The 13,254-nt window shown below is 61.1% G+C and carries 12 protein-coding genes; 8 read left to right on the top strand and 4 right to left on the bottom strand.

All coding sequences use genetic code 11. From position 1 onward, the window contains the following. Nucleotide 1: 1 nt before the first annotated feature. A complete protein-coding gene (locus tag LMH93_RS11365) occupies nt 2–1,303 on the bottom strand; it encodes an MFS transporter (protein ID WP_054888218.1) in 1,302 nt (433 codons plus the stop codon). A 373-nt stretch (nt 1,304–1,676) separates the two neighbouring features. Between LMH93_RS11365 and LMH93_RS11360 the strand changes: the two genes are divergently transcribed. Beyond that, the gene (locus LMH93_RS11360; protein ID WP_230065168.1) at nt 1,677–2,807 is read left to right on the top strand and encodes a porin; all 1,131 of its coding nucleotides are present in this window, start codon (nt 1,677–1,679) and stop codon (nt 2,805–2,807) included. Here the strand turns inward: LMH93_RS11360 and LMH93_RS11355 are convergent. Together LMH93_RS11355 and LMH93_RS11350 are read right to left on the bottom strand one after the other, a co-directional pair. After that, entirely contained in the window at nt 2,784–3,722 is a 939-nt protein-coding gene (locus LMH93_RS11355; RefSeq protein WP_004576494.1) for a LysR family transcriptional regulator, read from the bottom strand. The genes LMH93_RS11360 and LMH93_RS11355 overlap by 24 nt on opposite strands. Nucleotides 3,723–3,808: 86 nt before the next feature. Continuing rightward, complete coding sequence (locus LMH93_RS11350; protein ID WP_004576493.1) at nt 3,809–4,309, bottom strand: peroxiredoxin; 501 nt, start codon at nt 4,307–4,309, stop codon at nt 3,809–3,811. A 231-nt stretch (nt 4,310–4,540) separates the two neighbouring features. Here LMH93_RS11350 and LMH93_RS11345 point away from each other — a divergent pair, with 231 nt between their 5' ends. The 4 genes from LMH93_RS11345 to LMH93_RS11330 all read left to right on the top strand — a co-directional run bounded on the left by LMH93_RS11345 (nt 4,541) and on the right by LMH93_RS11330 (nt 8,148). Next, on the top strand, nt 4,541–5,524 hold the full coding sequence (locus LMH93_RS11345) for a DUF1852 domain-containing protein (protein ID WP_100773799.1): 984 nt from the start codon (nt 4,541–4,543) through the stop codon (nt 5,522–5,524). Between the two features lie 26 nt (nt 5,525–5,550). After that, entirely contained in the window at nt 5,551–6,585 is a 1,035-nt protein-coding gene (locus LMH93_RS11340) for a methionine synthase (RefSeq protein WP_102885625.1), read from the top strand. A gap of 25 nt (nt 6,586–6,610) precedes the next feature. Then, nucleotides 6,611–7,120 carry a flavin reductase family protein gene (locus LMH93_RS11335; protein WP_230065167.1) on the top strand — a complete coding sequence of 170 codons (510 nt, stop codon included), beginning with the start codon at nt 6,611–6,613 and terminating at the stop codon, nt 7,118–7,120. A 98-nt stretch (nt 7,121–7,218) separates the two neighbouring features. Then, nucleotides 7,219–8,148 carry a LysR family transcriptional regulator gene (locus tag LMH93_RS11330; protein ID WP_054888216.1) on the top strand — a complete coding sequence of 310 codons (930 nt, stop codon included), beginning with the start codon at nt 7,219–7,221 and terminating at the stop codon, nt 8,146–8,148. Nucleotides 8,149–8,214: 66 nt separating this feature from the next. Here the strand turns inward: LMH93_RS11330 and LMH93_RS11325 are convergent, their stop codons facing one another. Further along, a complete protein-coding gene (locus LMH93_RS11325) occupies nt 8,215–9,102 on the bottom strand; it encodes a LysR substrate-binding domain-containing protein (protein WP_003254059.1) in 888 nt (295 codons plus the stop codon). Nucleotides 9,103–9,197: 95 nt separating this feature from the next. Between LMH93_RS11325 and LMH93_RS11320 the strand changes: the two genes are divergently transcribed. The 3 genes from LMH93_RS11320 to LMH93_RS11310 are packed head-to-tail and all read left to right on the top strand — an operon-like array spanning nt 9,198 to nt 13,246. Then, complete coding sequence (locus LMH93_RS11320; RefSeq protein WP_054888215.1) at nt 9,198–10,640, top strand: aldehyde dehydrogenase family protein; 1,443 nt, start codon at nt 9,198–9,200, stop codon at nt 10,638–10,640. Between the two features lie 13 nt (nt 10,641–10,653). Then, a complete protein-coding gene (locus tag LMH93_RS11315; protein WP_003254063.1) occupies nt 10,654–11,640 on the top strand; it encodes a dipeptidase in 987 nt (328 codons plus the stop codon). Nucleotides 11,641–11,695: 55 nt separating this feature from the next. Further along, on the top strand, nt 11,696–13,246 hold the full coding sequence (locus LMH93_RS11310) for a BCCT family transporter (RefSeq protein ID WP_054888214.1): 1,551 nt from the start codon (nt 11,696–11,698) through the stop codon (nt 13,244–13,246). Nucleotides 13,247–13,254 lie beyond the last annotated feature (8 nt).

The raw sequence follows: 13,254 nt of genomic DNA, 5'->3' as shown, positions 1-13,254 counted from the left end.
ATCACTCGCATCCTTTGTTTTCGGGGAAGTACCTGAGGCAGGCCAGGCTGACGATGCCGCCGGCCAGCAAGAAGTAAGCTGGCGCCAACGGCGTGCCCAGCGCTGCAATCAGCCAGGTGGCCACCAACGGCGAAAAACCACCGAACAGGGTCACACCCAGGCTGTAGCTGACCGAGGTGCCGAACGAGCGCCTGGCCTTCGGGAAGCCCTCCATGATCAGCGCGAAGAACGCACCGGCACCGATACAGGTCGGCAAGATCAGGATCGCCACGCCCATCATGGCCAGGCCCATGTGCTGCACGTGCCCAAGCAGATAGAACACGGGCAGGGTCAACACCACCGGCGCGGCGACCGTCCACACCAGCAGGCGTTTTCTGAGCTGATACTTGTCGGCGAATTTGCCGGCCAACGGGCAGATGACGGCCATGCAACCGCTACTGATGCAGGCAATCGCCATCGCGCTGCCGGGTGGGTAATGCAAGGCGGTGGTCAGGTAGGTCGGCATGTAGAACACGAACAGGTACATGCCAATGGTCGAGCTGGCCATCAGGCCGATGCCTTGGGCGATGCGTTTGAGCAGTTCGGCATCCAGCCCCTGCTCTGCCTTCTGCGCCGGTGCGGCCTCATGGGTTTCCGGCAACCGCGTGCGTATGTACCAACCGACCGGCCCGATCAGCAGGCCGAAGATGAACGGTATGCGCCATCCCCAGCTTTCCAGCGCCGTGGGGTCGAGCAACTGGCTGAGGGCCAGGCCAAAGCCGGCCCCTACCAAGGCGGCATAGCCTTGGCTGGCGGCCTGCCAGCTGACGCTCTGGCAGCGATTGCCGACTGCACTGGATTCCATCAGGAACACCGACGCAGTACCGACCTCCCCGCCTGCCGACATGCCCTGGATGAGCCGGCCGGTCACCAGCAGCAAAGTGGCGAAAATCCCGATCTGTGAATACGTGGGCGCAAAGGCAATCATTGCGGTGCCCAGGGTCATCAGCCCGATGGTCAGGCTCAAAGCGGCCTTGCGTCCATGCCGGTCAGCATAGCGGCCGATGACCATCGCCCCGACCGGGCGCATCAGGAAACCGACGCCAAAGGTGGCCAGCGACATCAACAAAGACGCCATGGCCGAGTCAGAGGGGAAGAAGTGCTTGCCGATCAGTACAGCGAAGAAGCTGTAGATCGTGAAGTCGTACATTTCCAGCGCATTGCCCAACGAGCAGGCGACCAAGGTTTTACGGGGGGACGATACCTGCGCGGCTGAATGCGCACCTTTTTGCAGGCTCGGCGATGTGGGTAGCGGTCTGATCATTGTTGTCTCCGTTGGCAAATCGCGGCGTGCAGCGAATATCAGCCAATCGGGCACCCAATACACTTGCAGTTTCGGCATAGGGATAACCAATGATTAATTAGCCGGCGCGATCGTTGGCCAAACTGCCCTGCGCTGGCGCACAGTCCGCCCTCGCTCCGCGCGCGGCCCCAATAACGCCCACAAATCAGCAGCCGTAGCGCAGCGTTGACGCAGGTACCAAGCCTGTCTAACGCGGATGCGCTCGCCAATCCACACGCCGCGCCAGCCCCTGATTAACCAAACGGCATGACCTGACCGAATAAGCAATCACGCTGCAACGTTCTGTTCACCGACGCTAAAGCCACCCCATCACCGTGCTGGCCTGGAGTCGTGAATGAACACTCGCATTACATCGTTGCTGTTGATGATCCAAGGGGCTTGCCTTGCTGCGCAGGCACAGGCAGAGGGTTTTCCGACGCTCGCGCGGATTGCGCCGGGTTTTGGTTATTACGGGCTGGATTACGGCTTCGATGACACGCTCAAGGTGTACGGCACCGTGGATGCATTCGCCAGCTATCACGACTCACAGCACCACTCGGGTTTCAGGCTGGCCGGTGGCGGCGCCTGGACCAACAAGCTCGGGCTGTACGCACGCAAGGCGCTTGACCCCGATACCGTCGTGGAGCTTGACGTCGAGGAGGGCTTCAACCTCAATGGCGAGGCCCTGGAGGGCACCTGGGACACCGTCGGTACCCTGCGCCTGGCGACAGTCGCCCTGCGCTCGCGCACCCTGGGCAAGCTCGAGTTCGGCAAGACCTACGGCATGGCCACGCCCACCTACGCCGACCCGTTCCTGGCCACCTATGGCTCGCCCTACACCTACCTGGCCCTGCCTGCCGCCGGCAAGGGCGCCTATTACCTTGACCTGCGCCCCAAGCACACCCTGGCCTACACCAGCCCGACCTTCAGCGGCTTCAGCCTCGGTACCGCGCTGAGCTTCGGCTTCGACGATGCCGCCAGCGCTGGGCGCACCGTGCGTGGCGGTGGCGCCCGGCTGCAGTACCGCAACAGCCGGGTGATGTTGCTGGCCTCCTACAACCGTTACTACAGCGACCCATGGGACGACGGCGGCGTTTCACGCCAGACCGCCAACGATTTCAAGAGCCTGTCGGCGTTCTACGATTTCGGCCCGCTGGCCACCAGCCTCACCTGGCAGCGTCAGGATGTGGACCAGGCCGGCACGCCCAGCACCACGCTGTACACTTTCGGCATGATGGCGCCAGTGGGCGAACTGGACGTGCTGCGCCTGGCGGTGATGCAACGCCAGGTCAGCGCCCGTGACAAGGACGCGTGGGGTGTGATGATCGGCTATGACCATTTCATCAACCCCCGCTGGGCCGTCTATGGACGCCTCGGCATGATCGCCAACCAGCGCGCCTCGTCGGTCACCTACGCCGGGACCCCGGTGGACCAGGCGGGCGATAACCCAAGCAACGTCTCGCTAGGCATGTACTACCACTTCTGACCCCACGGGACGGGTCTGCTTGAGCACCTGCCCGCGCAAGCTGTGGAACAGCTCCTGGGCAGGCGCCGTGAGGCTGTGGCGGTCAATGCAGACCAGGTTGATGGGGTAATCCGGAATCAACTCCTGCACCGCCATGGCTACGAACTCGCAATCGATACCGTAGGTAGACCCTTGGTCCACCGCCAGCTCGCTGATGGTCATCAACGATTCCGTGTTCTTCAACAGCTTCAGCGCCATCATCACTGAAGTGCATTCAACAGTGTTCTGTGGCACCCGAAGGCCATTGGCTTCGAACAGTTGGTGAAACTGCGAAGCCTGGTCGGACAACTCGTCCAGGCTGATCCAGGGGGCGTATTGCAAGGTGCGCAGTGACTGGCTGAACTTCTGCCGATTCGAGGCGTGGCAAATCACCCTGCCCTTGATACTGCCCAGCGCCTCCCAGTCCAGGCTCAGCCGACTCAGCGGTTGCTGCGAAGTAATGGCAAAGTCCAGGCTGCCATCGCGCAAGCGCTGCAGGATCTGGCTGGGACGCAGGTCGGTGATGGTGATCTTCACCCGTGGGTACTTGCGCCGAAAGGCCAGGATACTTTCATCGACGCCATCGAGCATCGCCGTCAACGACGTAACCCCGATCGACACGGCGCCCAGCGCCGCATCCTGAATGCTCGCCGCTTCGATCTGCAGGCGGCGTATGCTCTCTACCACGAGGTTGGCATGGCGGATGACACGCTTGCCTTCCTCGGTAAGGGCCATGCCTTTGTGCGACCGCTGCAACAGGGTAAACCCCACCTCCCGCTCCAGCTCCTTGATCGAACGGCTCAGCGCGGGCTGAGTAATGTGCATGAGCTTGGAGGCTTCGAGGATGCTGCCTGCGTTATGAATGGCGACCAGCGCCCTGAGTTGGTGAAGTTTCAACCGTTTATACCTTGTTGTTAGCGGCCGGTTCGAAAAGTGTTCTGGCAGCCCTGACAGCCGTTGTCGGCAAGGCCTCAAAGGTATGGCTAGCGCAACACAGCCAGCAGGCTGGCCGCATCGCTGACCTCGAACTTGCCGGGGCTTTCAACCGCAATGTACTGGACTACCTGGTCGTCGACCAACATCGCATACCGCTGCGAGCGCCGCCCCAAACCGCGTGCCGAAAGGTCCTGGGTCAACCCCAGCGCCTCGCTGAATTCGCCATTGCCATCGCCGATCATCTTGACCGCATCCCCGACCTGCATGCTGTTGCCCCAGGCGTTCATGACAAAGGCATCGTTCACCGAGACGCACAGGATTTCGTCAATGCCAGCCGCACACAACGCAGGGGCCGCCGCGACATAACCGGGAACGTGACGTTCAGAGCACGTCGGCGTGAATGCGCCCGGCAACGCGAAGATCAGCACCTTCTTGTGCTTGCAACGCTCGCGAATGGAAAAGGCCATCGGGCCGATCGCGCAGGCGCCTGCGTCGCTGTTGTATTGATAAAGGGTAACGTCGGGCAGTTGATCGCCGGTTTTGATCATCGCTGTCTCCTGGGTGAGGTGAGGGCCAGGCAGCCATGATGCCGCAGTCGACCAGGCAACGCATCATGAGCAGGGCTAAAAAACCTGTGAAATAACTTCAATATCATTCATGCAGCGCCCCGCCTAGGATACGCCTCAATCAAACACATCAAGATTACGGTGTGAACGACTCAGCCTACGCAACTGACCAGCACTGAGTTGCTCACACTCAGGCATCTGGAAGCCGTCACCATGAATAAAGCGCCAACATTCACCGTCAAGCGCATTGCGTTCGACGAACATTATCACCCCGCCGAAAACACCCGCATCACGACCAACTTCGCCAATTTGGCCCGGGGTGCAAACCGCCAGCAAAACCTGCGCAATACCTTGACGATGATCAATAACCGTTTCAATGCGCTGGCGCACTGGGACAACCCCGAGCATGATCGCTACCGCGTAGAGCTGGACATCATATCGGTGGAAATGAATATTGAAAATGCGCAGCACGGCCATGCACTGCCGCTGATCGAGATTTTGAAAACCCATATTGTCGACCGCCAAAACAATACGCGCCTCGAAGGCATGGTAGGCAACAACTTTTCTTCGTACGTGCGCGATTACGACTTCAGTGTGCTGTTACTGGAGCATAACAAGCATCGGTCGACCTTCAGCACACCCGATCATTTCGGCGAGCTGCATGGCAACCTGTTCAAATGCTTCGTCAACTCGCCAACCTACCAGGAGCATTTCAGCAAACCACCGGTTATCTGCCTGAGCGTATCCAGCAGCAGGACTTACCTGCGCACCGAAAATCAGCACCCTGTGCTAGGGGTTGAGTATCAGCAGGATGAATACTCCCTGACGGATGAATACTTCAAGAAAATGGGCTTGAAGGTGCGCTATTTCATGCCGCCGAACAGCGTCGCCCCGTTGGCGTTTTATTTTGCCGGCGACTTGCTGGCTGACTACACCGACCTTGAACTGATCAGCACCATCAGCACCATGGACACCTTTCAGAAAATCTACCGACCCGAGATCTACAACGCCAATTCTCCCGCAGGCAAGGCCTACCAGCCCAGCCTGAACAACCAGGATTACTCGCTCACGCGCATTGTCTACGACCGGGAAGAGCGCAGCCGCCTGGCGATCGAGCAGGGCAAATTTGCCGAGGAGCAATTTGTCAAACCCTACCAGGCCACGCTAGCGCAATGGTCCGCTCAATACGCACGTTGAACATTCAAAGCACAAGGTCACTGTTCATGAACACATTGCTACCCACCTCCACGGCCGGCAGCCTGCCTAAACCCGCCTGGCTTGCTCAACCCGAAACACTCTGGTCACCGTGGAAGTTGCAAGACGCGCAACTGGTCGAAGGTAAACAGGATGCCTTGCGCCTGGCCTTGCAAGAACAACAACACGCCGGTATCGACATCGTCAGTGACGGCGAACAAACCCGCCAGCACTTTGTCACCACGTTTATCGAGCACCTCAGCGGCGTTGATTTCGAACAACGGAAAACTGTCAGGATCCGTGATCGCTACGATGCGAGCGTACCGACGGTGGTGGGTGCTGTCGCTCGACAAAAACCGGTGTTTGTCGAAGATGCCAAGTTCCTCCGCCAGCACACCACACAGCCGATAAAGTGGGCGCTACCCGGCCCCATGACCATGATCGACACACTGTATGACAACCACTACAAAAGCCGCGAGAAACTGGCCTGGGAGTTCGCCAAGATTCTCAACCAGGAAGCCAGAGAACTGGAAGCCGCGGGCGTGGACATCATTCAGTTCGACGAACCGGCATTCAATGTTTTCTTTGACGATGTGAATGACTGGGGCGTGGCTACCCTGGAAAGGGCCATCGAGGGCCTCAAGTGCGAAACGGCCGTCCATATATGCTATGGCTATGGCATCAAAGCCAACACCGACTGGAAAAAGACCCTCGGTTCAGAATGGCGGCAATACGAACAGGCCTTCCCCAAACTGCAGCAGTCCAGCATCGATATCATTTCGCTGGAATGCCATAACTCGCATGTTCCGATGGACCTGCTCGAGCTGATTCGCGGCAAGAAAGTCATGGTCGGCGCCATCGATGTGGCCACCCATGCCATTGAAACACCCGAACAGGTCGCCGCCACCCTGCGCAAGGCACTGCAATTCGTCGATGCCGACAAGCTCTACCCTTGCACCAACTGCGGCATGGCACCCCTGCCTCGCCAGGTAGCCAGCGGCAAGCTCAAGGCGTTGAGTGCAGGCGCAGCCATCGTCCGTCAGGAACTCGCTAACGCACGCTGAAATCAATGCAGCCACAGGACCTACCATGTTGCTTTCCGGTACGGCGATCGAGCCGTCGACTTTTCGCCAGGCACTCGGGCACTACGCCTCCGGCATCACGGTGATTACATCGCACCACGAAGGTGAGCCGATCGGCTTCACCTGCCAGTCGTTCTACAGCGTATCGATGAGCCCGCCGCTGGTGTCATTCAGTGTGATGTCCCGTTCGGCCAGCTACCCGAAAATTCGCCAGGCTGGGCGCTTCACGGTCAACATCCTGTCAGGTGAACAGGTCGGCATTTCCAACCAGTTTGCCCGGCGCGGCGCCAACAAGTGGCAGGGCGTCGAATGGCAAGCATCGCCGTTGGGCAACCCGATCATTGCCGGCAGCCTGCATTGGCTTGATTGCGAAATTCACGCCGAACATGCCGCCGGGGACCACCTGATCGTGATTGGCGAAGTCAAAGCGTTGAACCTGCAGGCCACTGCTGCCACGCAGCCGCTGCTGTATTTCAAGGGGCAGTACTGCAACCTCGCCGCGCATCACGCGGCTTGAGCCTCACCCCACTCACGGAAAACCCAGCAAAGGAATTGTCAGGATCACGCAGCAGTGAAGAAAACCCGCCATTACTGCGTTGATCCGCCATTTTACTCATGATCGATTTACGCCACCTGCGAACCCTCCACGCACTGCGTGAAACCGACAGCCTGCACGAGGCCGCCGAGCGCCTGCACCTGACACAATCAGCCCTGTCGCACCAGTTCCGCGATATGGAAGAGCGCATCGGCATGCCACTGTTCGTGCGCAAATCCAGGCCGGTGCGCTTCACCAGCGCCGGGCTGAAGCTGCTGCAGCTGGCCGATCAGGTGCTGCCTCAGATCCGCAATACCGAACGGGACCTGGGCAAGCTGGCCGGGGGCTGCGCCGGACGGTTGCACATCGCCATCGAGTGCCACAGCTGCTACCAGTGGCTGATGCCTTCAGTGGATGAGTTCCGCGGCGCCTGGCCTGAGGTGGAACTGGACCTCGCCTCCGGTTTTTCCTTCGCGCCGCTGCCAGCCCTGGAGCGCGGCGACCTGGACCTGGTGGTGACCTCCGACCCGGTGACACTGCCGGGTATCAGCTACGTGCCGTTGTTCAGCTACGAGGCACTGCTGGCCATCGACAACCACCACGCCATGCGCCACAAGCCGTACCTGGAGCCCACCGATATCGCCAGCCAGACACTGATCACCTACCCGATCGAACGCACCCGCCTGGACATCTTCACCCGCTTCCTCGACCCCGCCGACGTCGAGCCCGCACAGGTCCGCACCTCAGAACTTACCGTGATGATGATGCAACTGGTTGCGTCTGGGCGCGGCGTCTGCTGCCTGCCCAACTGGGCCGTGCACGAATACAGTTCGCGCGGCTATGTAACCGCCAAGCGCCTTGGCGAACACGGCCTGCAGGCAAACCTCTATGCGGCACTGCGCAGTGACATGCTGGAGGTGCCGTACGTGCGTGATTTTCTGCTGACGGCCAAGGATATTTCGTTCACCACGCTGGCAGGTGTCAGCGTGCCTTCAGGCCCGGTTATCTGAAGCCCGGGCGTGCGTTTGCGAACCTCAGTGCCGGCCATGGCGCGCCATGCCCCTACGGCCAACGAATCAGCTAGCCTTCGCCAACTGCACTTGCAGAAACGCCATCAGTGCCCCCGCCACAGGTGACAAGCTGCGCCCTTTGCGGGTGAGCATGCCGATGTGCCGTTCTACCTTGGGCTCGACAAGGGGCACGAACGCCAGTTTTTCGTTCTCCTGCGGAAAAGCGAGGTACGGCAAGGTACTGATCCCTACCCCCTCCTCCAGCATGGCGATCAACGAAATCATGTTGGAAATGAACAGCCGGCTATCGGCCAGCAAACCCTCGGCCTCGGTACCCGCCAGTAATTGCGAGGTACCGTTGCGGATCATCGGCACGCCCAGCAACTGCGCCCAATGCAGCTGCCCCCCCGCCTGCACCAGCGGGTGGTCGCTGCGGCACACCACGCCAACCTGATCATTCACGATGGGGGCGAATTCAAGCTGGTCATCGTCCACCCACAGGCTGCTGATGCCGAAATCCACTTGCCCTTGAGCGAGCAACTGCTGCACACGTTCGGCCGTGCCGTCCTGAATGCTGACCTGCACATTGGGGTGCGCGGCCACAAAGCGGGCCAGCGGCCCTGGCAGCATTCGGCTGGCCACAGAAGGCACGGTGGCGATGCTGACCTGGCCGATTTCATGCCGGGCAAACAGCATGGCTTCACGCGCAATACGGTCATGGTGCTCGATCAAGCCACGAAACAACGGGAGGCAATGCTCGCCATATGGCGTCAGCTCTACCCGGCCACCGCCCTTTTCGACCAGTGCCTGCCCCAGCTTCTGCTCCAGTTCACGCAGGGCCAGGGATATCGCAGGCTGGGTGCGAAAGGCCTGGCGGGCGGCCGCGTGGAAACTCTTGTGTTCGGCGACCAGTACGAAGTAACGCAACTGCGCGATTTTCAGCTCGGGCAACATGGTTAGCATTCCTTATCAAAGCATTTTTTTTATTAATTTTTATTTGCTGCATATTGCTCGCATGATGAATGCCATGCAAACGGAGGTGTTCATCCATGTCACACAAGACCTACAACAACTACATCGATGGCCAGTGGTGTGAAGGCCACGCCACTTTGGGCAACTACAGCCCCTCGGACACTGGCGACCTGATCGGCCAGTACCATCAGGCCAGCGCCGAACAGGCCCGCCAGGCCATCCAGGCCGCCCGCGCCGCTCAACCCCTGTGGGCCGCCAGTGGTCTGGAAAGCCGCCAGCAAGTGCTGATGGCCATCGGCGACGAGCTGATCGCCCGCAAGGAAGAACTCGGCGAACTGCTGTCGCGAGAAGAAGGCAAACCCTTGGCCGAAGGCATCGGCGAGGTCAACCGCAGTGGCCAGTTCTTCCATTACTACGCCGCCGAAGTGCTGCGTCAGATGGGCGAGACTGCCGCCTCGGTGCGCCCAGGGGTCGACATCGAAGTGCATCGCGAACCGGTGGGTGTGGTGGGCATCATTACCCCATGGAACTTCCCCATGGCCACCGCCGCCTGGAAAATCGCCCCGGCCTTGGCCTTCGGCAACGCCGTGGTGTTCAAGCCGGCCAACCTGGTGCCGGCCAGTGCCTGGGCGCTCACCGAGATCATCAGCCGTCAGGGCCTGCCCAACGGTACCTTCAACCTGGTGATGGGCAGCGGTGCCGACGTCGGCGAGGCCCTGATCGAGTCCGCCGAGATCGATGCCCTGACGTTCACCGGTTCTCTGCAGACGGGCCGACGCGTAGCGGTGGCCACCGCCGGTAACCTGGTGCGCTGCCAGCTGGAAATGGGTAGCAAGAATGCCCTGGTGGTCATGGACGACGCCGACCTCGAACTGGCCGTGGAATGCGCGCTCAACGGGGCCTTCTTTGGCACTGGGCAGAAATGCACTGCGTCATCACGTCTGATCGTCTGCGACGGCATCCACGACCGCTTCGTCGAGGCGCTGCGCCTGCGCATGCGCCAGCTCAAGGTTGGCCATGCACTGGAGGCTGGCGTCCAGATCGGCCCGGTCGCTGACGCACGCCAGCTGGAACAGAACCTGGCCTACCTGCAACTGGCCCAGGCCGAAGGCGCCACCCTGATAGAAGGCGGCGAGCGCCTGCAACTGGCCTCCGATGGCTACTACATGCGCCCTGCCTTGTTCATCAACAGCCGCAACGACATGCGCATCAACCGCGAGGAAGTGTTCGGCCCCATCGCCTGCGTGATCCGCGTGCGCGATTTTGAAGAGGCGCTGGCCACGCTCAATGATACCGAGTACGGCCTCACAGCCGGGATCATCACCCAGTCGCTGCGCCACGCCAGCCACTTCAAGCGCCGCGCCCAGACCGGCTGCGTGATGGTCAATCTGCCCACCGCCGGGACCGACTACCACGTGCCATTCGGGGGCCGCAAAGCCTCGAGTTTCGGCCCCCGGGAACAGGGGCAATACGCTCGCGACTTCTACACCGTGGTCAAGACCACCTACCTGCGGCCCTGAAGGAATACATGCCATGCACGACCTTTTGATGATCGACGGCCTGCAGTACTCCAACTGGAGCCAGGAAATATTCCAGCAGATGCAGGCCGGTGGCCTGAGCGCGGTGCACGCCACCATCGCCTACCACGAAAACGCCCGCGAAACCCTGTCACGCCTGGGCGAGTGGAACCGCCGCTTCGAGACATGGCCCGAGCTGATCCGCCCGGTGCGCACGGCCAGCGACATCCGCCTGGCCCACGAGGAGGGCCGGGTGGGTATCTTCTTCGGCTTCCAGAACTGCTCGCCGATCGAGGACGACATTGCCCTGGTGGAGGTTTTCCGCCAGCTCGGGGTGTTCGTCATGCAGCTGACCTACAACAACCAAAGCCTGCTGGCCAGCGGTTGCTATGAGCGCGAGGACAACGGCATCAGCCGCTTCGGCCGCCAGGTGATCGCCGAAATGAACCGCGTCGGCATGCTCATCGACATGTCTCACAGCGCCGAGCGAAGCACGCTTGAGGCCATTGAACTGTCCAGCCGACCGGTGATCATCTCCCACGCCAACCCTGCCAGCTTCCACGCCGCCAAGCGCAACAAATCCGATGCGGTGCTACGCGGGATCGCAGAGTCCGGCGGGCTGCTGGGCTTCAGCACCTATCCGTTCCACCTCAAGGGTGCCTCGGACTGTAGCCTGGAAAGTTTCTGCGACATGGTCGCGCGCACCGCCGACCTGATGGGTGTGGAGCACATCGGCATCGGCACCGACCTGTGCCAGGCGCAACCCTTGTCTGTGCTGGAATGGATGCGCAACGGCCGCTGGAGCAAGGACAAGGACTACGGCGAAGGCTCCAGGGACAACGCCAACTGGCCGGCGCCCTTGCAGTGGTTCCGCGACAGCCGCGACTTCCGCAACATTGCCCAAGGCCTGCGCGCCCGCGGCTTTGCCGAGCACGACGTGGGCAACATCATGGGGCTGAACTGGTTGCGCTTGCTGGAGACCGCCACCACGGCACAGGCCTGAACCCCTTGCACGGACAGCATCAACAATAAAAAGAATCGCAGGTTCCGGAGGTTTCATGAAAAACCCAACTACCTTGCAGGCCGACGGCCAGGCCATGGGCCTGCCTATGGCACGCGATATCGACTGGCCGTTGTTCCTGATCAGCGGCGGATTCCTAGGCGCCTTCCTGCTGGCGGCGCTGATCGACATCGACACCGTGTCGGCGCTGGTCAATACCCTGTTCGCCTGGTCGACAAAGGCCTTTGGCCTCTATTGGCAAGTGCTGATGCTGGCAACCTTCGCCGTCAGCCTGTTCATCGGTTTTTCCAGGTGCGGGCGTGTACGCCTGGGCGGGGTCACCCAGCGCCCGGACGTCAGCACCTTCAACTGGATCGCCGTGATCATGTGCGCCCTGCTGGCAGGTGGTGGCGCCTTCTGGGCCGCTGCCGAACCCTTGATGCACTTTGCCAGCCCGCCGCCCTTCTTCGCCGGCCTGCAACCGCACAGCGAAGCGGCGGCCACCGCGGCACTGGCGCAATCGTTCGTGCACTGGGGCTTCCTGGCCTGGGCCGTGCTGGGTAGCCTGCTGGCGATCGTGCTGATGCACCTGCATTACGATAAAGGCCTTCCGCTGGCGCCGCGCACCCTGCTTTACCCCCTGTTCGGCAAGCGAGCGCTCAAGGGCCCGATCGGCACCTTGGCCGACGCTGCCTCGATCATCGCGGTAGTGGCCGGCACCATCGGTCCGATCGGTTTCCTTGGCCTGCAGATCAGCAGCGCCATGCACGCCGTGTGGGGGTTGCCCAACACTATCGTCACCCAGTCGCTGACCATTGTCCTGGTGACCGCGATGTACACTGTCTCGTGCCTGGTGGGCCTCAAAGGCATCCGTTTTGTCAGCGAGATCAACGTCTGGTTGATGATCGGCCTGGCCCTGTTCATGGTGGTATTCGGACCGACGCTGTTCATCCTCGGCGGTTTCCCGGCGGCCTTTGCCCTGCACGTGGAGCACTTCATCCCCCTGACGATGTTCCGCGCCGACCCCAAATGGCTCGACTGGTGGACGGTGTTCTACTGGGGCTGGTTCATCGGCTACGCGCCCATGGTGGCACTGTACGTCGCGCGGATCTCGCGGGGCCGCACCATCCGCGAGATCATCATGACGCTGTCGATCATCGCACCGCTGGTGACCATGTTCTGGTTCACCGTGGTGGGCGGTACCGGGATCGGCCTGGAGCTGCAAGCGCCAGGCATCGTCACCGCCCATGGCGCCAAGCCTGAAGACCTGCTGCTGGGAGTGACGCAGCACCTGCCACTGGGTGGCCTTGTCAGCGCGCTGTTCCTGTTCCTGAGTTTCATCTCGGTGGCCACCAATGGCGACGCCATGGCCTTCACCGTGGCGCTGGCGATGTCCAGCAACGATAAACCGAAGAAGTGGTTGCGCGGTTTCTGGGCAATCGGCATGGGCTTGGCGGCGGTGGTGCTGATCACCATTGGCGCAGGCGGTGTGACGGCCCTGCAATCCTTCATTGTCATCACCGCGGTGCCGGTGTCGCTGGTGATCCTGCCAGCGCTGTGGGATGCCGTGCGCATCGCTCGACACATGGCCCGTGAACAAGGCGTCTGAACATGATC

This window comes from Pseudomonas sp. CIP-10, assembly GCF_020911845.1.
GTDB lineage: Bacteria > Pseudomonadota > Gammaproteobacteria > Pseudomonadales > Pseudomonadaceae > Aquipseudomonas > Aquipseudomonas alloputida.
This window is presented reverse-complemented; position numbering and strand designations above follow the sequence as displayed.